At 71.7% G+C, this 22,264-nt stretch carries 21 protein-coding genes and 2 tRNA genes; 14 read left to right on the forward strand and 9 right to left on the reverse strand.

Annotation, left to right across the window (positions count from 1 at the left end; genetic code table 11):
* The first annotated feature begins 104 nt into the window (after nt 1-104).
* The 7 genes from B7K25_RS13875 (at nt 105) to B7K25_RS11920 (ending at nt 4,708) form a co-directional block, all read left to right on the forward strand.
* Nucleotides 105-1,022, forward strand: coding sequence for a DUF3566 domain-containing protein (locus B7K25_RS13875; RefSeq protein ID WP_234988240.1), 918 nt, complete (start codon nt 105-107; stop codon nt 1,020-1,022).
* Between the two features lie 88 nt (nt 1,023-1,110).
* Nucleotides 1,111-1,184: transfer RNA gene (locus B7K25_RS11895), tRNA-Ile, on the forward strand.
* 139 nt (nt 1,185-1,323) lie between these two features.
* Nucleotides 1,324-1,399, forward strand: a tRNA-Ala gene (locus tag B7K25_RS11900).
* A 66-nt stretch (nt 1,400-1,465) separates the two neighbouring features.
* Entirely contained in the window at nt 1,466-2,677 is a 1,212-nt protein-coding gene (locus tag B7K25_RS11905) for a 3-oxoacyl-[acyl-carrier-protein] synthase III C-terminal domain-containing protein (RefSeq protein WP_084106283.1), read from the forward strand.
* A 1-nt stretch (nt 2,678) separates the two neighbouring features.
* A complete protein-coding gene (locus B7K25_RS11910) occupies nt 2,679-3,359 on the forward strand; it encodes an iron-containing redox enzyme family protein (protein WP_084106284.1) in 681 nt (226 codons plus the stop codon).
* 1 nt (nt 3,360) lies between these two features.
* Nucleotides 3,361-4,212: a hypothetical protein gene (locus B7K25_RS11915; RefSeq protein ID WP_084106285.1), complete on the forward strand. Its 852-nt coding sequence runs from the start codon at nt 3,361-3,363 to the stop codon at nt 4,210-4,212.
* Nucleotides 4,213-4,258: 46 nt separating this feature from the next.
* Nucleotides 4,259-4,708 carry a gamma-glutamylcyclotransferase family protein gene (locus tag B7K25_RS11920; protein WP_084106286.1) on the forward strand — a complete coding sequence of 150 codons (450 nt, stop codon included), beginning with the start codon at nt 4,259-4,261 and terminating at the stop codon, nt 4,706-4,708.
* On the opposite strand, the gene glpK is transcribed toward B7K25_RS11920, so the two are convergent.
* Together glpK and B7K25_RS11930 are read right to left on the reverse strand one after the other, a co-directional pair.
* On the reverse strand, nt 4,659-6,239 hold the full coding sequence (glpK, locus tag B7K25_RS11925; RefSeq protein WP_084106287.1) for a glycerol kinase GlpK: 1,581 nt from the start codon (nt 6,237-6,239) through the stop codon (nt 4,659-4,661). The two genes, B7K25_RS11920 and glpK, sit on opposite strands and share 50 nt — an antisense overlap.
* Before the next feature lie 124 nt (nt 6,240-6,363).
* A complete protein-coding gene (locus B7K25_RS11930) occupies nt 6,364-7,332 on the reverse strand; it encodes a sugar-binding transcriptional regulator (RefSeq protein WP_144018997.1) in 969 nt (322 codons plus the stop codon).
* Between the two features lie 67 nt (nt 7,333-7,399).
* Here B7K25_RS11930 and B7K25_RS11935 point away from each other — a divergent pair, with 67 nt between their 5' ends.
* Together B7K25_RS11935 and B7K25_RS11940 are read left to right on the forward strand one after the other, a co-directional pair.
* Entirely contained in the window at nt 7,400-9,169 is a 1,770-nt protein-coding gene (locus B7K25_RS11935; protein ID WP_084106289.1) for a glycerol-3-phosphate dehydrogenase/oxidase, read from the forward strand.
* Between the two features lie 174 nt (nt 9,170-9,343).
* Nucleotides 9,344-13,036: a metallophosphoesterase gene (locus tag B7K25_RS11940; protein WP_084106290.1), complete on the forward strand. Its 3,693-nt coding sequence runs from the start codon at nt 9,344-9,346 to the stop codon at nt 13,034-13,036.
* 79 nt (nt 13,037-13,115) lie between these two features.
* Here the strand turns inward: B7K25_RS11940 and B7K25_RS11945 are convergent, their stop codons facing one another.
* Nucleotides 13,116-14,117, reverse strand: coding sequence for a hypothetical protein (locus B7K25_RS11945; protein WP_084106291.1), 1,002 nt, complete (start codon nt 14,115-14,117; stop codon nt 13,116-13,118).
* A gap of 92 nt (nt 14,118-14,209) precedes the next feature.
* Between B7K25_RS11945 and B7K25_RS11950 the strand changes: the two genes are divergently transcribed.
* On the forward strand, nt 14,210-14,746 hold the full coding sequence (locus B7K25_RS11950; RefSeq protein WP_084106371.1) for a peptidylprolyl isomerase: 537 nt from the start codon (nt 14,210-14,212) through the stop codon (nt 14,744-14,746).
* A 7-nt stretch (nt 14,747-14,753) separates the two neighbouring features.
* Entirely contained in the window at nt 14,754-15,584 is an 831-nt protein-coding gene (locus B7K25_RS11955; protein WP_084106292.1) for a rhomboid family intramembrane serine protease, read from the forward strand.
* Nucleotides 15,585-15,922: 338 nt separating this feature from the next.
* Here the strand turns inward: B7K25_RS11955 and B7K25_RS11960 are convergent, their stop codons facing one another.
* The gene (locus B7K25_RS11960; RefSeq protein WP_234988242.1) at nt 15,923-16,174 is read right to left on the reverse strand and encodes a cell division protein CrgA; all 252 of its coding nucleotides are present in this window, start codon (nt 16,172-16,174) and stop codon (nt 15,923-15,925) included.
* Between the two features lie 129 nt (nt 16,175-16,303).
* Between B7K25_RS11960 and B7K25_RS11965 the strand changes: the two genes are divergently transcribed.
* Genes B7K25_RS11965 through B7K25_RS11970 form a run of 3 tightly spaced genes read left to right on the forward strand, consistent with a single transcriptional unit; the run spans nt 16,304 to nt 17,891 of the window.
* Nucleotides 16,304-17,107: a class E sortase gene (locus tag B7K25_RS11965; protein ID WP_084106294.1), complete on the forward strand. Its 804-nt coding sequence runs from the start codon at nt 16,304-16,306 to the stop codon at nt 17,105-17,107.
* On the forward strand, nt 17,104-17,268 hold the full coding sequence (locus tag B7K25_RS13765) for a hypothetical protein (protein WP_159450202.1): 165 nt from the start codon (nt 17,104-17,106) through the stop codon (nt 17,266-17,268). The genes B7K25_RS11965 and B7K25_RS13765 overlap by 4 nt, the downstream gene beginning before the upstream one ends.
* Nucleotides 17,265-17,891: an aminodeoxychorismate/anthranilate synthase component II gene (locus B7K25_RS11970; RefSeq protein ID WP_084106295.1), complete on the forward strand. Its 627-nt coding sequence runs from the start codon at nt 17,265-17,267 to the stop codon at nt 17,889-17,891. Before B7K25_RS13765 ends, B7K25_RS11970 begins: the two co-directional genes overlap by 4 nt.
* Before the next feature lie 172 nt (nt 17,892-18,063).
* On the opposite strand, the gene B7K25_RS11975 is transcribed toward B7K25_RS11970, so the two are convergent.
* From B7K25_RS11975 to B7K25_RS11995, 5 genes are read right to left on the reverse strand one after another with little or no spacing between them, the layout of a single operon-like run.
* Complete coding sequence (locus B7K25_RS11975) at nt 18,064-18,942, reverse strand: prenyltransferase (protein WP_084106296.1); 879 nt, start codon at nt 18,940-18,942, stop codon at nt 18,064-18,066.
* A complete protein-coding gene (locus B7K25_RS11980; protein ID WP_200807957.1) occupies nt 18,939-19,286 on the reverse strand; it encodes a lycopene cyclase domain-containing protein in 348 nt (115 codons plus the stop codon). Before B7K25_RS11980 ends, B7K25_RS11975 begins: the two co-directional genes overlap by 4 nt.
* Nucleotides 19,283-19,633, reverse strand: a complete 351-nt coding sequence (locus B7K25_RS11985; protein WP_084106297.1) for a lycopene cyclase domain-containing protein — start codon at nt 19,631-19,633, stop codon at nt 19,283-19,285. Before B7K25_RS11985 ends, B7K25_RS11980 begins: the two co-directional genes overlap by 4 nt.
* Complete coding sequence (gene crtI, locus B7K25_RS11990) at nt 19,630-21,270, reverse strand: phytoene desaturase family protein (RefSeq protein ID WP_084106298.1); 1,641 nt, start codon at nt 21,268-21,270, stop codon at nt 19,630-19,632. The genes B7K25_RS11985 and crtI overlap by 4 nt, the downstream gene beginning before the upstream one ends.
* Entirely contained in the window at nt 21,267-22,160 is an 894-nt protein-coding gene (locus B7K25_RS11995) for a phytoene/squalene synthase family protein (RefSeq protein WP_234988244.1), read from the reverse strand. Before B7K25_RS11995 ends, crtI begins: the two co-directional genes overlap by 4 nt.
* Nucleotides 22,161-22,264: the final 104 nt, after the last annotated feature.

A 22,264-nucleotide genomic window follows, 5' to 3' on the forward strand; every position in this document is an offset into this window, starting at 1 on the left:
ACCCTCGGCCAGCGCCGGTGACGATGCCCGGCGACGCATGAGCACAGGCCTCAAGTACCCTTGACACATTGTCCACGCGTGCGCGTGGGCGAGGAGGAGATGTCATGAACGCGGACAACCGCGCATCGTCGGGCACCAGCTCGACCTTCACGCCGCAGCCGGCGAGCGACGGCGCGGCCGCCGGGCGTCCGCAGCGTTCGTCGTTGCGTCCGATCACCGGCGAGATGCCGACGTCGGGTCAGCAGGCGACCTCTCCGTACGCCGCACCCGCCCAGCAGCCCGCCTCCGGCTCCCAGTCGACCGCGAGCACGCAGGCGCCGGCTCGCTCCCCCTTCGCCCCCGTGAATGCCCCCACGTCCGCGCCGTCGGCGGCGCCCTCGCAGGCGCCCACGACCGGGAGCGAGCCCACCACCGCGACGCCGCCCACCACGGGCACCCAGCCCACGACGGGCGCGCAGCCCGTGACCGGCGCGCAGCCGACGACGGGTTCCCACCCGGTGTCGACCGAGCAGGCCGCCGGCGAGCAGCACTCGTTCCTCGGCGGCGCGACCGTGGGCGCCACGGTCGGTGCCGGCTTCGACAAGCTCAAGGGCTTCGCCGTGAAGGCCAAGGACGACCTGACGGCGGGCGACGACATCGCCGCGTCGACGCACAAGGGCGGCCCCCGCAAGGCCCGCGTCCTCGTGTCGCGGATCGACCCGTGGTCCGCGCTCAAGATGGGCTTCCTGCTGTCGGTCGCGCTCGGCATCATGACGGTCGTCGCGGTCTACGTGATCTGGTCGACCATGAACAGCCTCGAGCTGTTCGCGCTCGCGAACGACTGGGTCCAGGAGCTGTTCACCACCGAGAGCCAGGTCAACATCCTGCCGGCCTTCGAGCTCAACAAGTGGATCGCCGGCGCGACCCTCGTCGCGGTCGTCAACGTGGTGCTGCTCACCGCGCTGTCGACGCTCGGCGCGCTGCTGTACAACACCGTGTCGAAGGTCGTGGGTGGCGTCTACGTCACCCTCACCGACGACTGATCGCGGCCACCACCCCGCGGCGAGGCGGCCGGTTTTGTTCGGCGCCCGCGCGTGGGGTATCGTTGGTCGCCGCGGCTTTAGCCGCAACGGGCCCATAGCTCAGGCGGTTAGAGCGCTTCGCTGATAACGAAGAGGTCGGAGGTTCAAGTCCTCCTGGGCCCACCGAGGTGGTCGAATGAAGAAGATCGTCGTCCTCGCCGCAGTGATCGCGGCGGTCGCGCTGGTGTACGGGTCGCTTGCCCGTGACGCGAAGCGCGACATCTGGGATGATGTTCACCACGAGTTCTGATCCCACTCGCTGGGGGCCTTGGCGCAATTGGTAGCGCACCTGCTTTGCAAGCAGGGGGTTATGGGTTCGAGTCCCATAGGCTCCACCATCTGACCGCGGACGCCGTGCCTGTGGAATACAGGGCGCTGGCCCGCCTCCCGGCTATCGTCTGACCATGACAGCGACTGCCTACCTCACCGGGTTCGGGCGGTACCTGCCGGGCGATCCTGTCGACAACGACGGCATCGTCAGTCGCCTCGGAGGCGACGACCGCGTCACGGACCGCATCCGCCGCATGGTGCTCGAGGAGAACGGCATCCGTCAGCGCCACTACGCGCTCGACGAGCGCGGCGAGCCCACCGAGCTGAACGAGGAGCTCGCCGTGAAGGCGCTCCGCGCCGCCCTCGACGACCGCGGCATCGACGCCCGCGACCTCCGGATGCTCGCGTGCGCGACCACCATGGGCGACGCCCTCGTGCCGGGGTTCGGGTCGATGGTCCACGGCCGCCTGGGCGGAGGGCCGATGCAGGTGCTGACCGCCCAGGGCGTGTGCGCCTCGAGCCTCGCCGCCCTCGACGCGGCGGCCGCGAAGATCCGCCTGGGCGACCACCCGGTCGCCGCGGTGGTCGGCTCGGAGCTGCCCAGCCGCAGCCTGCGCCAGCGCCGCTTCGACGGCGTGAACGCGCGCATGGACTCCCACTTCCTGCGGTGGATGCTGTCCGACGGCGCTGGCGCCGCCATCGTCGAGTTCCAACCCCACCCCACCAAGGCCTCCCTGCGGATCGACTGGGTGCGCCACGTGTCGCTCGCGCACGACCACGAGGTCTGCATGCGCTCCGGCATGGACGGCCTCGAGGCCGTCGTGGGTGCCACGTGGCAGGACGTGGACATCGCCGATGCGCAGGCGGCCGGGATGTTCGTCCTGCGCCAGGACATCGGCGTTCTCGACCAGCTCGCCGAGGCGGGCATCAGCCAGTTCGAGGAGCTGGTCGACACGGGGCTCATCGACATGCGCAGGCTCGACCACGTGGTGTGCCACTACAGCACCAACCGCTTCCGGGACCTCGCGTTCGAGGGCATCCGCCGCCGGATCCCGACCCTCGACACGGACCGCTGGTTCTCGAACCTCGAGACGCGCGGCAACACCGGCACCGCGAGCATCTTCATCGCGCTGGAGGAGGCCTGGCACGACGGGCGCTTCCGGCCTGGCGAGACCGTGCTGCTGGCCGTGCCCGAGTCCGCGCGGTTCTCCTTCGCCTTCGCCCACCTGACCGTCGTCGCGCCTCCGGGCGCACCAGCGGCGGCGCCCACCCGGGGCGTCGCGGCGTCGGCCGTCACCGCATCGGCCGACACGCCGTCGACCGCGCCCCACGAGCAAGGAGCCTGACATGACCGCCACCTCCGCAGCGCCCGCCACCGCGAGCCTCGCCGAGCGCCTCGCCACCGTGTGGGACGCCTTCGACCGCCGCCTGGAGGAGGTGCCGATCCTGCGGCGCCTCGCCGAGGGCACCGTGACCATCGAGGACTACCGGCGCCTGCTGTTCAACCTCCGCCAGCAGGTGGTCGACGGCTCGCCGTGGATCTCGCGGGCCGCAGCGAGCTTCGACATCGACCACTTCGCGCTGCGCACCGCGGCGATCAGCCACGCGCAGGAGGAGCACCGCGACTACCTCATGATCGAGCGGGACTACGTGGCCGTGGGCGGCACGCTCGAGGAGCTGCGCGCCGGCCGCAAGAACATCGGCTCCGAGGCGCTGTCGGGCTACATGTTCCACGCCGCCTCGCAGCCCAACCCCGTGGGCCTGCTGGGCGCGATGTTCATCATCGAGGGGCTGGGCGCGCAGCGCGCCGCCGGCTGGGCGCGGCGCTTCCAGGAGGTGCTGGGGCTGGCCGACAACCAGGTGCACTTCATGGTCTACCACCAGGAGGCGGACAGCGAGCACACCGGCAACCTCGAGGCGATCCTCACCTCCGGGATGATCGACGACGAGGCGGCGGACCAGATCGTCCGCTGCGCCGAGGTGGTCGCGCGGCTGTACGTGCTCCAGCTCGAGGAGTTGGACAGCTGACGTGAGCGCCTCGCCCCGCTCCGACCCGAGCATGTGGGACGCCGTCCACGCGGATCCGTCGGTCCCGCTGGACCGCGCGGTGGTGAGCCAGATCATCGACGATCAGCGCCGGCTGTCGCGGCGCTGGCTCTACCCGGTGGTACGGATCCTGTCGCGGGTCGCGATCGCGCTGGTCTCCATCGTCAAGCGCGTGCTGCCCTTCCGCTGGATGCCGCTGGCGATGATGGACTGGCTGTGCGTGTGGTTCCTGCGTCGCGGGGTGTCTCCCGACGCGGTCGACCTGTTGCTGCGGCACTTCGTGATCGAGACCAACCTCGTCAACTTCATCATCCGCAACACCCCGGTCGACATGGAGCCGGTGACGCTCCGCCCGACCACCCTCGCCGGCCTGGGCGACCAGGCCGTCGTCGAGCACGACGTCAACGTGTACGACGTCCTCATCGCGCTCGACCACGTGGATCTCACCCGGCCCGAGCAGCTCGACTTCGCGCAGCTCGACATCCCGGCGCTCGACGCCGAGCGGGGCCGGCGGCGCCTGTTCCGTCTCGACATCCAGACGGCGCTGTGCCTCATGAACATCCCGTTCGCGATGGCGCTCACCGTCGAGGAGTACCGCCGTGCGGTGCACTCGATCCGCTTCGACGACTCGTTCCTGGAGATCCTGTCGCTGGTGTGCGACGACACCACCTTCCGCCACTGGAAGATGGGCGGCATGAGCCTGTGGATGGACTCCAACGTCGACGTGCCGCAGATGGTCTACCGGCATGCGCTGGTCTGCGAGTACGCGCACGCCCACCTCGTGAAGCTCGCGCGGGGCGCCTACCCGCGCGACACGGACGTCGCCTTCGACTGAGCCCGCTTCCCGGGCGACGAGCCGGCGGCCTGGCACGATCTGACGTGTGAGCCTCGACCCGCCCCCCGCGCTCGACGCGGGACTCGACCTTCCCTACCTCGTCTACGGGACCCTGCGGCCCGGCGGCTCCAACGTGCACCGCGTCGAGCGGCACGGCGCGACGCACGAGGGCCGTGTGGTGCTGACGGGCTTCACCATGCTCGACTCTCCCCGCGGATACCCGTACATCACCCCCGGACGCGCCGACCAGCGGATCGTCGTGGACGTCGTGCGGCCGCCGGCCAGCGCATCGGCGCGGCTGCGGCTGCGACGCGACCTCGACGCCCTCGAGGACTTCGTCATCGGCGGCACGGTGAACAACTACGAGCGGGTCGCGACCGCGTTCGATGACCCGATCGAGGGGCGCCGATGCTGGGGCTGGCTCTACGTCGCCGGCGCCGGAGCGCTCATCGACGGTCTGCCGGAGATCGCGTCGGGAGACTGGTTCGTGCGCTGAGGCGCACGTCCGCGGGCGTGGGTGGATACGGTGAGGAGACCCAGCCGAGCGACCGGTCGACGCCCTTGCGCCACTGGGCCAGCTCTGCCTCGCGCTGCTCCTCGCCGAGCGCGGGCTCCCAGCGCCTGCCCTCGCGCCACAGCTCTCGGAGCTCGTCGAGCCCGGACCAGAACCCGACCGCCAGGCCCGCGGCGTACGCGGCGCCCAGCGCCGTGGTCTCGGACACTTCGGGTCGCACGACGGGAACGCCCAACGCGTCGGCCTGCACCTGCATGAGCAGGTCGTTGACCACCATGCCGCCGTCGACCTTGAGCTCGGTCAGCGGGACGCCGGTGTCCGCGACCATCGCGTCGAGCACCTCGCGCGACTGCCACGCGACGGCCTCGAGGGCCGCGCGGGCGATGTGATCGTGCGTGGTGAAGCGGGTGATGCCCAGCAGCGCGCCGCGAGCGTCCGGCCTCCAGTGCGGCGCGAGCAGTCCGGAGAACGCCGGGACCAGCACCACCCCGCCGGCGTCGTCGACGCGACGTGCGAGCGTCTCGACCTCGGCCGCCGAGGCGATGATGCCCAGCGAGTCGCGCAGCCACTGCACGAGGGACCCGGTCACGGCGATCGAGCCCTCGAGCGCGTACGCCAGCTCGCCCGAGTCGAGCTCGTAGGCGACCGTCGTGATGAGGCCGTTGTCGGAGAACACGGGCTCGCCGCCCGTGTTGAGGAGCACGAAGTTGCCCGTGCCGTAGGTGTTCTTCGACTCGCCCTCGCGGAACGCCGCCTGGCCGAAGGTCGCCGCCTGCTGGTCGCCCAGCACCCCGGTGATGGGCACCTCGCGCAGCAGGCTCGACTGCGCCGCGCGACCGAAGGCGTCGGAGGACCGCCGGATCTCGGGCAGACACGCCCGCGGCAGCCCGAACACCTCGAGCATCTCGTCGGACCAGTCGCGGGTCCTGAGATCCATGAGCAGGGTGCGGCTCGCGTTGGTGACGTCCGTGGCGTGCACGCCGCCCTGGGGCCCGCCGGTGAGGTTCCACAGCACCCAGCTGTCGATGGTGCCGCACAGCAGCTCGCCGCGCTCGGCGCGGGCCTGGCCGTCCTCGACGTGGTCGAGGATCCACCGGAACTTGGACGCCGAGAAGTAGGCGTCGAGCGGCAGGCCGGTGGTCTGGACGAAGGCGTCCCGACCGTGGCGCTCGGTGAGCTCGTCGATCGCCGGCTGGGTACGGGTGTCCTGCCAGACCACGGCGTTGTACGCGGGCTCGCCGGTCGCGGGGTCCCACACCACCGCGGTCTCGCGCTGGTTGGTGATCCCCACGGCGGCGACGTCGTGGCGCGTGACGCTCGCCTTCGCCATCGCGAAGCCCACGGCCTCCCTGACGTTCTCCCAGATCTCCAACGGGTCGTGCTCGACCCAGCCGGGCTCGGGGAAGTGCTGGCGGTGCTCGAACTGTCCCGAGGCGACCACCGTGCCGCGCGCGTCGAAGACGATCGCCCTGGTGCTCGTCGTGCCCTGGTCGATCGACACGATGTACGTCACATCAGCTCCCTTGCGTCGCGTGCTCGTCGCGTGACTCACCTGGCAACCTACGCGGCGCCGGGTGCGCGTGCCAACGGCGTGCACCGATGTGCACCGGGCGTGTGTCTCGGCGCCGCCCGGATGCTCAGCTGCTCGCGATGAGCCCGCGCGCGAGCGCCTCGTCGACCACCAGGTCCGTCACCAGCCCGCCGGCCAGCGCGCCGCGCACGCCCGCGAGCTTCTGCGGCCCCGAGGCGACGCAGACGCGGCGCGGCACTCGCCGCAGCGTCGACAGGCGCGGCCCCGAGCTGCGGGCGTTGAGCGCGATGCCGTCCGACGAGCCGTCGCCTCGGTAGAACACGGTGGCGACGTCGCCCACCGCCTTGTCGTCCTTGAGGCTGCGGAAGTCGGCCGTGCTGAGGTAGCCGCCGATGTAGACCTGGCTCGGCACCTCCGCGAACGGCGAGCCGATGCCGAAGATCGCGACGTCCATGCGTGCCTGGAGGTCGAGCAGGCGCCGGATCGACCGCTCCTTCCATAGCGCGACCTTCGTCGCGGGATCGTCGAAGAACGCGGGGACCGGGAACTGCTGCACGCGTGCGTGGTAGGCGCGGCCGAAGCGCCCGAGGATCTCCGACGAGTACTCGATGCCGGTGCTCTGGGTGTTGCCGGCCCCGTTCATCTGCACGACCGAGGTGTTGCGCGTGGGCCGCGACGGCAGGTGCTTGCTGATCGCGCTGAGCGTCGAGCCCCACGCCACGCCGACGACCATGTTCGAGTCCACGAAGCCGCTGAACAGACGCGCGGCATGGATGGCGACGCGCTCGAGGCGCTCGACGTCGCTCACGACGTCCGGCACGGGGATGATGTGCGCCCGCACCCGGTGACGGTCGGAGACGCGTCGCTCGAGCTCCCCCACGTGCAGGTCCGGCGTGTGCACCTGGATCTCGACGATCCCGGACTCGCGGGCGTGGGCGAGCAGGCGCGAGATCGACGACCGCGAGGTGCCGAGCTCGCGCGCGATCGCCTCCATCGTCTGGTCCTGCATGTAGTAGAGCTGGGCGGCGCGCAGCGCGATCTGCGCCCGCCGGGCATCGGGGCTCTCATCGCGCATCGTCGCCTCCTTGCACATTCGTGCACTCGCGTTGCACCGAGGGTCAACGCCTCCTGATCATAGACATGTGGAAGAGCAGACGAACGACCTCGACGGCGTCCAGGCGGCGCCCGCCACGATCGCGCCCAGCCCCAACCCCAGCCCCAGCCCTCGGCTCGGCGGCGACGACCGCACGACGGTGCTCATCATCGGCGGCGGCATCAACGGCATCGCGACCTTCCGCGACCTGTGCCTGCAGGGTGTCGACGCGATCCTTGTCGAGCGCGGCGACCTGTCCTCGGGCGCGTCCTCGGCGTCGAGCCACATGGTGCACGGAGGACTGCGCTACCTCGAGAATGGCGAGATGCGCCTGGTCCAGGAGTCGGTGCGCGAGCGCAACGCCCTGCTGCGCACCGCCGCCCACCACGTGCGCCCCCTGGCCACCACCATCCCGCTGCGCCGGACCTTCTCGGGCATCGTCGCGGCTCCGCTGCGTGTCCTGCGCCATCGGCCGTCCGCCGGCACGGAGCGAGGCGCGCTGCTCGCGAAGCTCGGCCTCACCCTGTACGACTCGTACTCGCGGCGCACCGGCCGGCTGCCGCGCCACGAGTTCGACGGCCCGCGCCGCACCCACGAGCGCTTCCCGGCGATGGCCGACGACATCCGCTACACCGCGACCTACTACGACGCCTCCGTCGGCCAGCCCGAGCGGGTCGCGGTCGACCTGGTCCTCGACGGACTCGCCGCCAACCCTCGCTCGCGGGTCCTCACCTACACGGAGGCGGTCGCGATGGGCGCGGACGGCGTCCGGGTGCGGGACCTGCTCACCGGCACCGAGGCCTCCCTCGACGCGGACGTGATCGTCAACGCCTCGGGACCATGGGCCGACCTCACCGGCGCGGCCCTCGGTCGCCCGTCGGCGTTCATGGGCGGCACCAAGGGATCCCACATCGTCGTCGACAACCCGGCGCTGCTCGACGCGACCAACGGCCACGAGATCTTCTTCGAGCACCCCGACGGGCGCATCGTGCTCGTGTACCCGCTGCACGGCCGCGTCATGATCGGCACCACCGACATCCCCGCCGACCCCCGCGAGCCCGCCCGGTGCACCGACGAGGAGGTGGACTACTTCCTCGAGCTCGTGGGGCTCGTGTTCCCGGACATCCCGGTGACGCGCGAGCAGATCGTCTACCGCTTCGCCGGGATCCGGCCGCTGCCCGCCGCCGGGGACGCCAAGCCGGGCGCGGTCTCGCGCGACTATCGCGTCGAGCGCGAGCAGGACGCGTCGGGTCGCGAGCTGGTGACGATCGTGGGCGGCAAGTGGACCACCTTCCGCGCCCTGGGCGAGCGCGTCACGGACGAGATCCTGGGCGTCCTCGACCTGCCGCGCCGGCGGCACACGCTGCGCGAGCCCATCGGCGGCGCGAAGCGCTACCCGCGCGGCCCCGAGCGGCGCGCCGCGTGGCTCGACGAGCGCCTGGCCGGCGTGCCCGAGCCGCGCCGCGAGGTGCTCTTCGCCCGCTACGGCACGCGCGCGCAGCAGGTCGCCGAGCACTGCGCCGCGGGTCCCGACGAGCCCATCGCCGGCACCGAGCTCACGGCCCGCGAGGTCGACTTCCTGGCCCGAGCCGAGCACGTCCGTCGCGTCGACGACGTGCTCCTGCGGCGCACGACCCTCGCCTTCACGGGTCGCGTCACCGCGGCGGTCGTCGACAGGACGGCCGATGCGCTTGCCGGCACCCTCGCCTGGTCGCCCGAGCAGCGGGCGGCCGAGGTGGAGCGGGCCGTCGCGGTGCTCGAGGACGCCCACGGCGTGCGCCTCGGGAGCACGGCGACGTGCGGCGGTCCGCGCGACTGAGCGAGGCAAACCCGCGGTGAACGCGGGCCCCCGCGCGTGACGCGGCGCTGAACGTCGTGTGAAACTCCGGCGATCGGGCCCGGCGGAGTTTGACCAGGGCCCTCCGAGAGGCTGGCATGGGCGCGTCCGGCGCCGGCGGAGACGCCGCCGGGGTCGCCAAGGAGCCGACGCGCGATGTTCTTCCGAGCCGTACTCGCCCCCCTCCCGCCCCGCCACCTGTTCCGCCGCACCGCTGCGGTGGCGCTCGCGACCCTCGCCGCGACGACGGCGACGTCGCTCGGGGCCCCGGCGAGCGCATCGGCGCTGCTGCCGTTGCGGCCCATCCCCGAGCCCGAACGCTTCGACCCGATCGTCCAGGTGACGGAGATCGCGGCGGACAGCGCGAACATCGCCGGGACCGATGCCTACGAGTTCATCGAGGTAGTCAACGCGTCGGACGCGCCGCTCGACTGGGCGGACTTCGCGGTGCGCTACGTGACGCCGCTGGCCGACCTGTCGACACGGACGCACCACCACTGGCCGACCGTCGGCGCGAGTCCCGTGCTCGAACCCGGGGACGCGCTCGTGCTGTGGGTGCGCACCCCCGCGAACGCGGCGCTCACGGTCCCCGACTTCAACGCCGCGTATGGCACGTCGCTCGTGGCCGGCGCGAGCATCGTCGGGGTCGAGGGTCCGGGCATGGCGAACGGCGCCATGCGCGGCATCGAGGTGGTCACGCGGGCGGGGCTGTCGGTCTCCCGGGCGTACTACAACCTGGACGGCGACACGGACACGGCGAGCGGCCGCGGCATGCACTACGGGCACACGGCCGATGCGCACGCGCCCCAGCCCTCCCGTGGGCTGAGCGCGGCGTCGCCGGGGGTGGTGGACCCGTCGCAGACCGGCCCCGCCGTCGCGCCGCCGCCGGCGGGAGACCCGCCGATGCTCGCTCACGAGCCCCGTCAGGCGTTCGTCCCGGGCAGGCCCGTGGAGCTCGAGGCGTGGTCCGAAGACGACGGCCTGCTGCGCGGGCTGGTCGTGGAGTGGTGGAGCGACCTCGACCCCGAGGTGCGCGCGCGCCGCCTCGAGACGGACGAGCTGGGGATCGCCCACATCACCCTCGGCGCCTCGGAGACCATGGCCCGCGAGGAGATCCACTACCGCATCACCGCGACGGACGGCTTCGCCGAGACCGCGACCGAGGTGCACACCATCGTGAGCGCCGCCGACTCTCCCGCGGTGACGCTGCGCCACGTCGACTCGTCCCCCGCCGAGGCCGCGCCGTGGGTGGCCTCCGAGGCGATCCAGCCGGTGATGATCCGGGACGCGTCGCGCGACGGGGCGGCCGTGACCGGCACCACGACGGTGGTGGCATCCACGGTCCTCGACGAGCCGCTGGCTCTCAGCGTCGACGGCGCCGACGTCGCCGCCGAGCCGGCGCTCGCGCACGAGCCGATCCTCGCGTTCGAGGCGACCCTCACCGACGACTACTTCCGCAACGGCGTGATGCTCGGTGACCGCGTGCTCGGCGTCTTCGATGTGGGCACCTACGGCGACCAGCGGACCATCGAGACCCGCGTGCCCCTCACGGCGGTGCGTCCGGGCGAGCCGTTCACGGTGTCGATCGTGTCCGGCACCAAGGCCGCCACCGGCCCGGACTCCCACGAGGGCAACGACGACTTCGCCGTGAGCGACGTGCGGCTGGTCCTCCCCGACGGAGGCGTGGTGCGACCGGTGCAGGGGCGCGACCCGAGCGCGTGGGTCGCCGTCGGCGACGGCGCCCGGGCGACCGATGCGCTCGCGGCTACCTTCGTCGTCCCCGCCTCCGCGTTCACGGCGGTCGCGTACTCGTGGGAGACCGGCGACGGCGCGGATGGGCCGCACCGGGTCACGGCGCGCGCCGGCAGCGCCGAGGCGACGCTGGGCCTTGAGGTGGACAACACCGCGCCCGTGCTCGCTCCCTCCATCGTCGCCGGGACCACCATCCGCGGCGAGGTGGAGCTGGACGTCGTGGCGAGCGATGCCGGCTCGGGAGTCGACGAGGTCGCGGCGACGCTCGATGGCCGCGCGGTCACGCTGCCGGTCACGGCGTCGTCGCTGACCGGGGAGCCCGGCGATCACGTGCTCACTGCGACGGCCACCGATCGCGAGGGCAACGCGGCGTCGGTGACGGTGCCGTTCTCGGTGCCGCACGAGCTTCCCGCGATCTCCGCGACCGGCGAGGAAGGGTCGCTCCACGCGACCGCCACCGACGTCGAGGGCGACGCGGTGGAGGTGACGTTCGCGCGCGGCCGGGCGCTCGCGCTCGGCGCGGAGGTGACGGTGTCCTCCGGCACCACTCCTGACGCTGCGGCCGTGGACCGGCCCGAGGCGCGGGCAGCATCCACCGCGGAGTTCGAGGCGCTCGCGGCACCGGGTTCCGGGGTCGTCGCGGTCGAGGCGGACGGCGGCCTGCCGTACCAGCTGGTCGAGGCGCGGGTTCCGGCCGGGTCGGAGGCGGCGAGCGTGCGGCTGCGGTGGGACGGCACCGCCAACGCCGGCGCGCGCGTGACGCTGCGGGTGCTCGACGCCGCGGGCCAGGCGTGGGTCGAGGCGGACTCCGTCGTCACGCCCGCGGGTGACGGCCAGCAGGACGTCGCGCTCGACGGCGTGGTGAGCGTGGGCGACCACGCGCGCGACGGCGTGGTGACCGCGCTCGTCCAGCACTCGGACGGGTACGCCGGGGCCGACCTTACGACGCGGGAGAGCGCGGTGGCCCCTCACCACCCGGACGACACCCCGCGCGACCAGTACGACTTCACCATCGCGTGGGAGTCGGACACCCAGTACTACAACGCCCGCGCGGACATCTTCGACCGGCAGCTGTCCATCCACGACTTCCTGCTCGAGCGGCGCGAGGCGCTCAACCTCCAGTACATGGTGCACACCGGCGACATCGTCGACCTGTCCGCGGACGAGGCCCAGTGGCTGCGCGCGGAGGAGGCCTACGCCCCGCTCGACGAGGCCGACCTGCCGTACGGCGTGCTCGCCGGCAACCACGACGTCGACCAGCAGACCAACGACTACACCGACTTCTCCCGATGGTTCGGCGACCAGCGCTTCGCGCATCGGCCCTGGTTCGGCGGCTCGCACGAGGACAACCGCGGCCACTACGACCTCGTCACCGCCGGCGGCGTCGACCTCATGTTCGTCTACATGGGCTGGGGCGCCGCGGACGAGCAGATCGCGTGGCTCAACGAGGTGCTCGCGCGTCACCCCGAGAGGGTCGCGGTGCTCGCGCTCCACGAGTACATGCTCACCACCGGCGGCCTGGGCATCATCCCGCAGCGCATCCACGACGAGGTGGTGGCGACCAACCCCAACGTCCGCATGGTGATGAGCGGGCACTATCACGACGCCTTCACGCGGCTCGATCGCTTCGACGACGACGGCGACGGCACGCCCGACCGGGCGGTGACGTCCATGCTGTTCGACTATCAGGACCTGCCGAACGGCGGCGAGGGCTACCTGCGACTGCTCCACTTCGACAACGACGGCCAGCGCATCCTGGTGCGGACCTACTCCGACCACCTCGAGGACTACTCCGCGGTCCACCCCTCGCTGTCGGACCACCACCAGGAGTTCGAGATCCCCTACGCGCAGGCGGGCATCACGGTGTCGCCCAAGGTCCTGACGGCCGATGCGGTGCGTGTCGACGTCCTCACCGACGAGGTGATCGCGGAGTTCAGCGACGTCGCGTCCGGCAGCTCGGTCAGCGCCGAGGGCGAGGCGGTCGCCGCCGCGTGGTACGCCCGCGCCGAGGACCCCTATGGCGCGGTCGCGTACAGCGAGGTCGTGACTCCCGCGGCGGTGACGGTCGCGCAGCCCGTGCCGCAGCGCACGCCCTGACGCGCTCTCGGACGCCTCGAGAGAGCGCGAACGCCCCGGCCGAGGCCGGGGCGTTCGCGCTGCTACGGGTGCGCCGCAGCTACTTCTTGGTGGTGCCGCCGGTCTTCTTGGCGGTGGACTTCGCGGCGGAGGTGGTCTTCTTGGCCGCCTCCTTCGCCGCGTCCTGGGTGTCCTCCCAGACGTCCTCGGCATCGTCGATGGTGCTCGCGGCCGCCGCGTTGGCGCGGTCGCGGGCCTCGTCGACGGAGTCCTTGATCTTCGAGACCTCGGTGGTGGCGGACTCGCGCACCTTCGAGGCCGAGGCACCGGCCTGGTCGGCGAGCTTCTTGCCCTGCTCCACGGCGGTCTCCTTGACGCGCTCGTAGGCGGGGCCAGCCTGCTCCTTGACCTTGTCGTACGCCGGTCCGGCCTGCTCCTTCACCTTCTCGTAGGTGGGGCCGGCCTGCTCCTTGACGGCCGCGGCGGCAGCCGTCGCCGCCTCGCCCGCCTTCTTCGCGGCCTCGAGGGCGGCGTCGGTGGCCTTGTTGACGTTGTCGCGGAGCTGCTGCTTGAAGTCGCCCTCGCCCGTGAGCTCCCACTCGTCGTCCTCGCCGGCCCACTCGTCGCGGCCCGGGTCGCGACGCGCCCACACGACGAGCGCCGCCGCGGCGGCACCGGCGAGCACGATAGGGATGAGGATCTTGCCGACGGAGCGACCCTTGGGCTCGTCGTCCTGAGCGGCGTGCTCCACGGCGCCGATGGCGGCGGGGATCGCGGCTCCGACGATCGCCGCGTGCGCGATGTCCGCCCACTGCGTTGCCTTGTCGCCGGCCTTGCGGACGTACGGCTCAGCCTTGGCCGCGCCCTGGTGATACGCCTTCTTCGCGCGTGGCGTGGCCCATGCCTTCGCCTTGTCGTACTGGGGGCCGGCCCAGTCCTTGGCCTTGTCGTACTGGGGTCCCGCCCAGGCCTGCGCCTTGGCGGCGGCGTCCTTGGCGTGGACTGCTGCGTCCTGCGCCGCGGCCTTGGCGCTCGCCGCGGCCTCCTCGGCTTGCGCCCTGTACTTGTCGACGTCCTTGGTCAGGTTCTTCTTCCGTCCCACTGGGGGGCCTCCATCCGTGTGCACGGTCTTCCTGATCCTTCATCTTGTCACTTACGAGGTAGGAACGCGAGAGACGTGGGAGAATGTTCCGCATGATCGCAACCCTTGAGACCACCGCAGGCGACATCCGCATCGAGCTGCTCCCCAACGACGCCCCGGCCACCGTGAAGAACTTCGTGGGCCTCGCCACCGGCGAGAAGGAGTGGGTCGACCCCGAGACGGGCGACAAGAGCACCGAGCCCTTCTACAACGGCCTGGTGTTCCACCGGGTCATCTCCGGCTTCATGATCCAGGGCGGCTGCCCCGAGGGCACCGGCACCGGCGGTCCCGGCTACACCTTCGACGACGAGATCCACCCGAACAACCAGTTCTCGGAGCCCTACCTGCTCGCCATGGCCAACGCCGGCAAGCGCCTCAACCCCATCACCGGCAAGCCCGCGGGCACCAACGGCTCGCAGTTCTTCATCACCGTGGCGCAGACCCCGCACCTCAACCAGGGCCACACCATCTTCGGCAAGGTCGCTGACGACGAGTCCAAGGCCGTCGTCGACAAGATCGCCACGACCCCGGTCGACGGCCGTGACCGTCCCCTCGAGGACGTCATGATCACGGGCGTCTCCATCGCCTGAGGCCTTCGTGACCGACCAGCCGGGGGCGCAGGCCGCGCCCACCTGCCCGCGCCACCCTGACCGCGTGTCGTATGTGCGCTGCCAGCGGTGCGAGCGGCCCGCGTGCCCCGAGTGCCAGCGGCCCGCCCCCGTGGGCGTGCTGTGCGTGGACTGCCTCAAGCAGGCGCAGTCCCAGGCGCGCCCGGTGCGCTCCCGGCTGGGGTTCACGGCGACGGCCGGCCCGCCGCTCGCGACGTACGCGCTCATCGCGATCAACGTCGCGGTCTACTTCCTGGGCCCGGTGATCCTCGGTGACGCCTTCCCGGGCTCGTGGGCGCTGTGGCCCGACGCGACCCCGGTGGACGTGGCGCGCTACATCGACGTGGGCGACGAGTGGTACCGCTGGATCACCGCGGGCTTCATCCACTTCAGCATCCTGCACATCGGCATGAACATGCTCGCACTGTGGCAGCTCGGCCAGGTGCTCGAGCCCGCGCTCGGCCGGTGGCGCTTCCTCGGGCTCTACGCGGGCTCGCTGATGGGCAGCTCGGCGGCCGTCGAGATCATCGGCACGGGCGGCAGCCTCACCGCGGTGGGCGGCGCCTCAGGCGCGATCTTCGGCCTCATCGCGGCCTACGGCATCATCCTCAAGCGCCTGCGTCTGCCGTACACGCAGGTGCTCGTCATCGCCGCGATCTTCATCGGGGCACCGCTGCTGTCCGACCTCATCCCGGGCTTCGGGTTCTTCTCGGGCCTGTCGTGGCAGGGTCACCTCGGCGGCGCCATCGCCGGCGCGGCGATCATGCTCGTCATGTTCCGCGGCGTCGACCGCCGCGAGAAGGCGGCACGGGCGTCCTAGCCGGCGAGCGCATCGGCCCTCCGCAAGGACGGCCCGGCGGTGCCGTCCCGCCGCTCGCCGCGCCCTGCCCCGTCCCTCACCCCTCGCCCCTCCCGACACTTCCGAACATCTCGCGAGGCGCAGCTCGGCGTGTCGCCGCGATCGCGGCTCTGACACCCGCGTGTCGCGCGCCAGATGTTCGGAACTGTCGGAGGGGCCTGCGGAGGTACGGACAGCGGGCCGATGCGGTCGCCGGCTCTCCCCAGCCCCATCCCCAGTGTGAATAACACGGGTGTAGTTATCCCCACCGCTGTCCACAACGGGGGATAACTACAGGGGTGTAACTCGGTGCGGAGGCGCTACTTCCAGCGGGTGAGCAGCACCATCGACGCGGCCATGAAGGCGAAGCCGACGAGCAGGTTGAGGTCGCCGATGGGCGCCGGCCACTGGCCCTTTGAGATGTAGTAGACGACGATCCACGCGGGGCCGATGATCAGCAGCGTCAGCGCCGTGGGCAGCAGCCACTTGGGATTCTCGGTCTCGGCCTTGCCGAGGTTGCGAGGGGCCTTGTAGACCTGCTTGTCGTCGTCACGCTTCTTGTTGAGGGCCACGGTGCTGCTCCATGCTCTGCTGACGCCCGGCGAACGGGCCTTCCTGGGGACAAGGGTACCCATCACCAGGCTTGCCGCTCAGCACGAGGGGTTCAGCGGCGACAGGCGCTCGCGTACGCTGGATCCACGATGAGCGCCCCCACGTCGAGCCCCGCGCCCGCGGACGAGCGTCCCCCCGCCCACGCGGGCAGGTCCCGCCCGCGCGTGAGCGTGCTCGGGATCCTGGGCGAGCTGCTCATCCTCGCCGGAGCCCTGCTGGGCCTCTTCGTCGTGTGGCAACTGTTCTGGACGGACATCCAGGGCGAGCGTGCGCAGCGCGAGGTCGTGGAGAGCCTCGACTGGGTGGAGCCCGACGTCGTGAGCGGCATCACCGCGGACGAGGCGAGCGGCCCGGAGACCATCCCGGACGAGCTCAAGCGCACCGACGACCCGCCGGCCATGGACTACCCCGAGTTCGTCGAGACCTTCGCGACCTTCATGGTGCCGCGCTGGGGCGAGGACTACGTCAAGCCCATCACCGAGGGCGTGACGCGAGCCGACGTGCTCGACCCTCTGGGCATCGGCCACTACCCGGACACGGCGCTGCCGGGCGAGATCGGCAACTTCGCGATCTCGGGGCACCGCACCACGTACGGCAAGCCGTTCGCGGACGTCTCCGAGCTCGAGGAGGGCGACTCGCTCATCGTGCAGACCGAGGACGCGTGGTTCGTCTACCACGTCGAGTCGTGGGAGATCGTGTGGCCCACGCAGGTCGAGGTCATCGCACCCACCCCCGACCAGCCCGGCGTCGAGCCCACCGAGCGGTACATCACGATGACCACCTGCCACCCGAAGTTCTCCGCGGCCCAGCGCTGGGTCGTGCACGGGACCATGGACTACTGGGCGCCCGTCGGCCACGGCGTGCCCGAGGAGCTGCTGGAGGTGCCGGCATGATCTCGTCGTGGATCTGGAACGCGCTGCCGGGGCCCGCGCTCGTGCGGCTGCTGATCCTGCTGGTCGTCATCGCGGCCGTGGTGCTGGTGCTGTTCGAGTACGTGTTCCCCTGGGTGTCGGAGTCGCTGGCCCTGCAGGAGCAGAGCGTGGAGGAGTCATGACCCGGATCCTGGTGATCGACAACTACGACTCGTTCGTCTACACGATCGTGGGCTACCTGCGGCAGATGGGTGCGGAGACGGTCGTGGTGCGCAACGACGCCGTGGCCGATGCGGGCGACGTCGACGAGTACGACGGCGTCCTGGTCTCGCCCGGCCCTGGCACCCCCGCCGAGGCCGGCGCCTCCAACGACGTCATCCGCGAGTGCGCGCGCACGGGCACGCCCATGCTCGGCATCTGCCTGGGCCACCAGGCGCTCGCGGAGGTCTACGGCGCGGTCGTCTCGCACGCGCCCGAGCTCATGCACGGCAAGACCTCGTCGGTGACCCACGAGGGCGGCTCGGTGCTGGTGGGCCTGCCCTCTCCGTTCACGGCGACGCGGTACCACTCGCTCGCCGTCGAGACCCCCACGGTCCCCGACGAGCTCGAGGTCACCGCGTCGACCGCCAACGGGATCATCATGGGCCTCAAGCACCGTGACCTGCCGCTCCACGGCGTGCAGTTCCACCCCGAGTCGGTGCTCACCGAGGGCGGGCACCGGCTGCTCGCCAACTGGCTCGAGGTGTGCGGCATGCCCGACGCCGAGGGCCGCTCCGCGGGGCTGTCCCCGCTCGTGCGGCAGTAGGGCTGCCAGGCCGGCACGCGCATCGGCGCTGCGGGTGCGGGTGCGTGCCGTCGCGCGCCCGAGCCGAAGTAGAGGGACTTCGGGCAGGTGCGCCCGCAGAATGCGCTGGCCCGGCACTCGCAAAGGCGGGTTTCGCGGACTTGCCGTCGATTCCGTTGCGGAGGGACGGGCCCTACAGCCAGCCGTTCCACTCCACGATGAGCAGCACTGTCACGAGGAAGCCCACCGGCTGGTTGAGCCACAGGAACGTGCGCCAGCCGCGGTTGGCGTCCTCGCAGGTGGCGTCCGTGACGTTCCAGAACCGCGCGACCGACGCGGCGTACGCGAGTGGGAGCACCGCCGCGAGCACGCCGGGCCACGGCAGGAACAGCAGCAGGGCGGACGCGGCGACGTAGAGGACGACGGCAAGCCGGGTGGTCGCGCGCGCGCCGATCACGGTCGCGACCGAGCCGATCCCGCCCTCGCGGTCGGCGCGCACGTCCTGCACCGCGCCGAAGGCGTGCGAGGCCATGCCCCACAAGACGAAGGCCGCCCAGATGGGCCACACGGCCGGGTCGGCCAGCGACACCCCCGCCAGCACGAGGGCGTAGAGCAACGGGCCGACGAAGTGCAGCGCGGACGTGACCGAGTCGAGGAACGGCTTCTCCTTGAACCGCAGCCCCGGCGCCGAGTAGGCGACCACGCCGAACAGCACCAGCCCCAGCGTGAGCAGCGCCGCCAGGTCGCCCTGCGTCGCGAGCCACACCGCGGGCGGGATCACCGTGATGGCACTCGCCCACAGGATGCCGCGGTGGATGCGGGCCGCGGCGGCGCGGTCGCGGATCACGTCGCCCTCGACGCCGCCCTTGCGGGGGTTGGCGAGGTCGGACTCGTAGTCGAACACGTCGTTCACGCCGTACATCAGCAGGTTGTACGGGATGAGGAAGAACAGCGTGCCGACCACGAGTACCGCGTCGACCTCGCGCGTGGCCATGAGGTAGCCCGCGGCGAAGGGGTAGGCGGTGTTGATCCAGGAGATGGGGCGCGAGGCGCGCACGATCGCGCCGATCATGCGGCGTCCTCCTGGCTCCCCTTACCCGTGGAGGGCCGATGCGCGGGCTGGGCCTTCCCGCCCCGCCGCCCGAGCAGCTCCCACAGGGTGGGCACGAGCATCACCGCTCCGAGCGTGTAGGCGAGGTCCTCGATGGGCGCGATGGGCATGCGGACGCCGCTGATGAGCGACGAGTCGTAGTCGACGATTCCGGTACCGACGATGACGTTGTCGAACACCACCGTGAGCACGATCAGGCACAGCGCGCTGAGCGCGAGCGGCGCGAACGGCAGGCGGCGCAGGACGGGGACGGTCGCGAGGGCGAGCAGCGCGAGCACCGCGACGGAGAGGATCACGTAGGTCACGGCGCCTCCACCGCCGTTCGCTGGCCTCGGCGCCGGCGTGCGTGCCAGCGCGAGAACGCGAGCCACAGCAGCAGGGTGTTGTACGTCAGCAGCGTGAGGAATGCGACCTCCTCGACGGGCACCTCGGGCGCGATGACCCAGCCCGACAGGTACGGTGCGTCGCCGATGAAGAAGATCCCGAGGCTCACCCCGAGCAGGTCCCACACCAGGAAGAACGCGATCGCGAGGCCCAGGGTGACGAGGGTGCGGCGCGCGTCGGAGAACAGCGCGACGCGGTAGCGCCAGTCGAGGATGCCGAGCCCCAGCAGGCTCACGGCGAGCGCCGTCAGGTACAGGTAGGACGTCACGGGGCCGCCTGGGACGTCGCGCCGGCGAGGGCTCGCGCCAGGTCGCCGAGGCCGTCGCGCCGCTGGGTCCGCGCGAGGAAGCCCTGCGGCAGCGGTGCCGGCAGTGGGCTCACGCCCTGGGCGCCGAGCAGGCGCTTGGCGACCAGCTCGGCGGAGATGAGGCAGATGGGCACGCCGATCCCGGGCGCGGTGGACGCGCCGGCGAAGAGCAGGTTGTCGACCTTGGCGGAGACGTTGCTCGGTCGGAACATCGCGGACTGCGCGAGCGTGTGCTCGAGGCCGAGAGCGCCGCCCTGGAAGGCCGACAGCGACGTGGCGAAGTCCGAGGGCGTGAGCATCGCCTTGACCGAGGTTCGGGAGCGCAGGTCCGGCACGCCCGCCCAGGCGCCGACCTGGTCCAGGTAGCGGGCCGCGTGGTGCTCGAGGCCGGCACGGGACGTCGCCGTGGCACCGAGCGAGGGGTCCGCGGGGAACGGCACGAGCATCACGAGGTTCTCGTGGCCGTCGGGAGCGGTGGAGGGGTCTGTGGCGGTGGTGCGCGACACGTACACGGACGCCGGATGCGGCACGGTGCGCTCGGTCATGATCGAGCGGAAGTTCGCCTCCCAGTCGCGCGTGAAGAACAGCGAGTGATGCTCGAGCTCGGGCAGCTCGCCCTCGACCCCAGCCATGACGAGCAGCGCGCTGACGCCGGGACGCATCCGCCGCCACGAGGATGAGGGACGCGTGCGCCACGGGGCCTCGAGCAGCTGGGTCTCCGTGTGGTGGAGGTCCGCGGTCGACACCACGGCATCGGCGTCGTAGGACACCCCGGATCGCAGGCGCACGCCGGTCGCGCGGCCAGACTCGACCGTGATGCGGGCGACGTCGGCGTCGGTGACGATGCGCACGCCCTCGTCTCGCGCGGCCGTGGCGAGGGCGTCGATCACGGCATACAGACCGCCGCGTGGGTAGCGCACGCCGTCCACCAGGTCGAGGTGGCTCATGAGCTGGAACAGCGACGGAACGCGGTCGGGCGCCGAGCCCAGGAACACCGCGTGGTAGCCGAGCAGCTGACGCAGGCGCGGGTCGGCAACCTTGGACGCGATGGCGGAGCCGAGCGTGCGCGTCAGCAGCGGTGCCAGCTGCGGCAGCCGCTTGAGCACCGAGGCGTCCGCTAGCGAGAGGGGGTTCTCGAAGGTCGTGTAGAGGAACCGGTCAAGCGCGAGGCGGTACAGCTCGGTCGCGTGGCGTGCATAGTCAGCGACCGCACTACCATCGCCGGGGCTCATGGCCTCGAAGGCCGCCCAGTTGGTCTCGGGGGAGGAGGTGACGTCGAGAACCTCGGCCGCGCGCGCATCGGCGCTCTCGAAGAACACCCGGTAGCGGGGGTCGAGGTCGATGAGGTCGAGCTCGGTGTCGACGCTGCGTCCCAGCAGGGAGAAGAAGTGCTCGAACGCCTCGGGCATGAGGTACCAGGACGGACCGGTGTCGAAGGTGAAGCCCTCGACCTCGAGGCGGCCGGCCCGACCTCCGACGCGCGAGTGTCGCTCGAGCAGGGTGACGTCGGCGCCTCCGCGGGCGAGCAGCGCCGCGGTCGCGAGGCCGCTCACGCCGCCGCCGATGACGACCACGCGGTCGCCGGCGCGCGCGCTCATGCCGTCGCCGCCGTCGTCGACCCCGGCGTCGCGGCTCCGCGGTGCGCGAGGTTGCGCGCGGCGAGCACGAGCTTGGTCTGGTTCGGGACGCGGATGCGCCGCCCCGCCAGCTCGGAGGCAGGCGTGGCGGCGATGCGGTCGAGCAGCCGCTCGTAGATGTCGACGGTGGTGCGCACGCCCACCTGCGCGCGCCGCGGGAGCCGCGCGAGCGGGCCGCGTGCGGCGTCGAGGTCCGCGCGGCAGTCCGCGACAAGCTCCGCGAGCCGATGGTCGGTCAAAGACGAGGCCGTGACGCCAGGGAAGTAGCTCCGGCCCAGCTCGGCGGTGTCCGCGCCCAGGTCTCGCAGGAAGTTGACCTTCTGGTAGGCGGATCCGAGGCTGCGCGCCCCGGCGCGCAGCTCCGGGTCAAGGGGCCGCGGCCCGGTGCTCGTGTTGACGAACACCGCGAGGCACATCTCGCCCACGACCTCCGCGGAGCCGTGGATGTACGCGGCGAGCGAGGCCTCATCGTGCTGGGTACGCAATAGGTCCATCCGCATCGACGCAAAGAACGGGTCCACGAGCTCGCGCTCGATGCCCACGGCCCGGGCGGTAGATCCGAAGGCGTGGGCCACGAGGTTCGTGGAGAACGACCCGCCCATCGCGCGTTCGACCTCGGCCTCGAAGCCGTCGAGCAGCGTCGCGGCGTCGGGCCCCTGGTACGTGTCGACGATCTCGTCGGCGACGCGCACCATGGCGTAGACGGATTCGATGTGGCGTCGCTGCGCGCGCGGCAGGAGGCGCGTGCCGAGGCCGAAGGAGGTCGAGTACCGGCTGATCACCTGCGCCGCGGCGGCCTGCGCCGCCTCGTCGTAGAGCTCCAGGGAGGTGTCCTGCGCGGGGTGAGCCACGGCTTCTGGTGTCCCCGAGTCAGGTGTCCCCGGGTCAGGCGCCGCGGTGTGAGTCGGCTCTGCGTCACGCGTCCCCTCAGGCGCCGTGCTGCCGCGGCGACGCC

It is taken from the genome of Demequina sp. NBRC 110056 (assembly GCF_002090155.1).
In the GTDB taxonomy this organism is placed as follows: Bacteria; Actinomycetota; Actinomycetes; order Actinomycetales; family Demequinaceae; genus Demequina.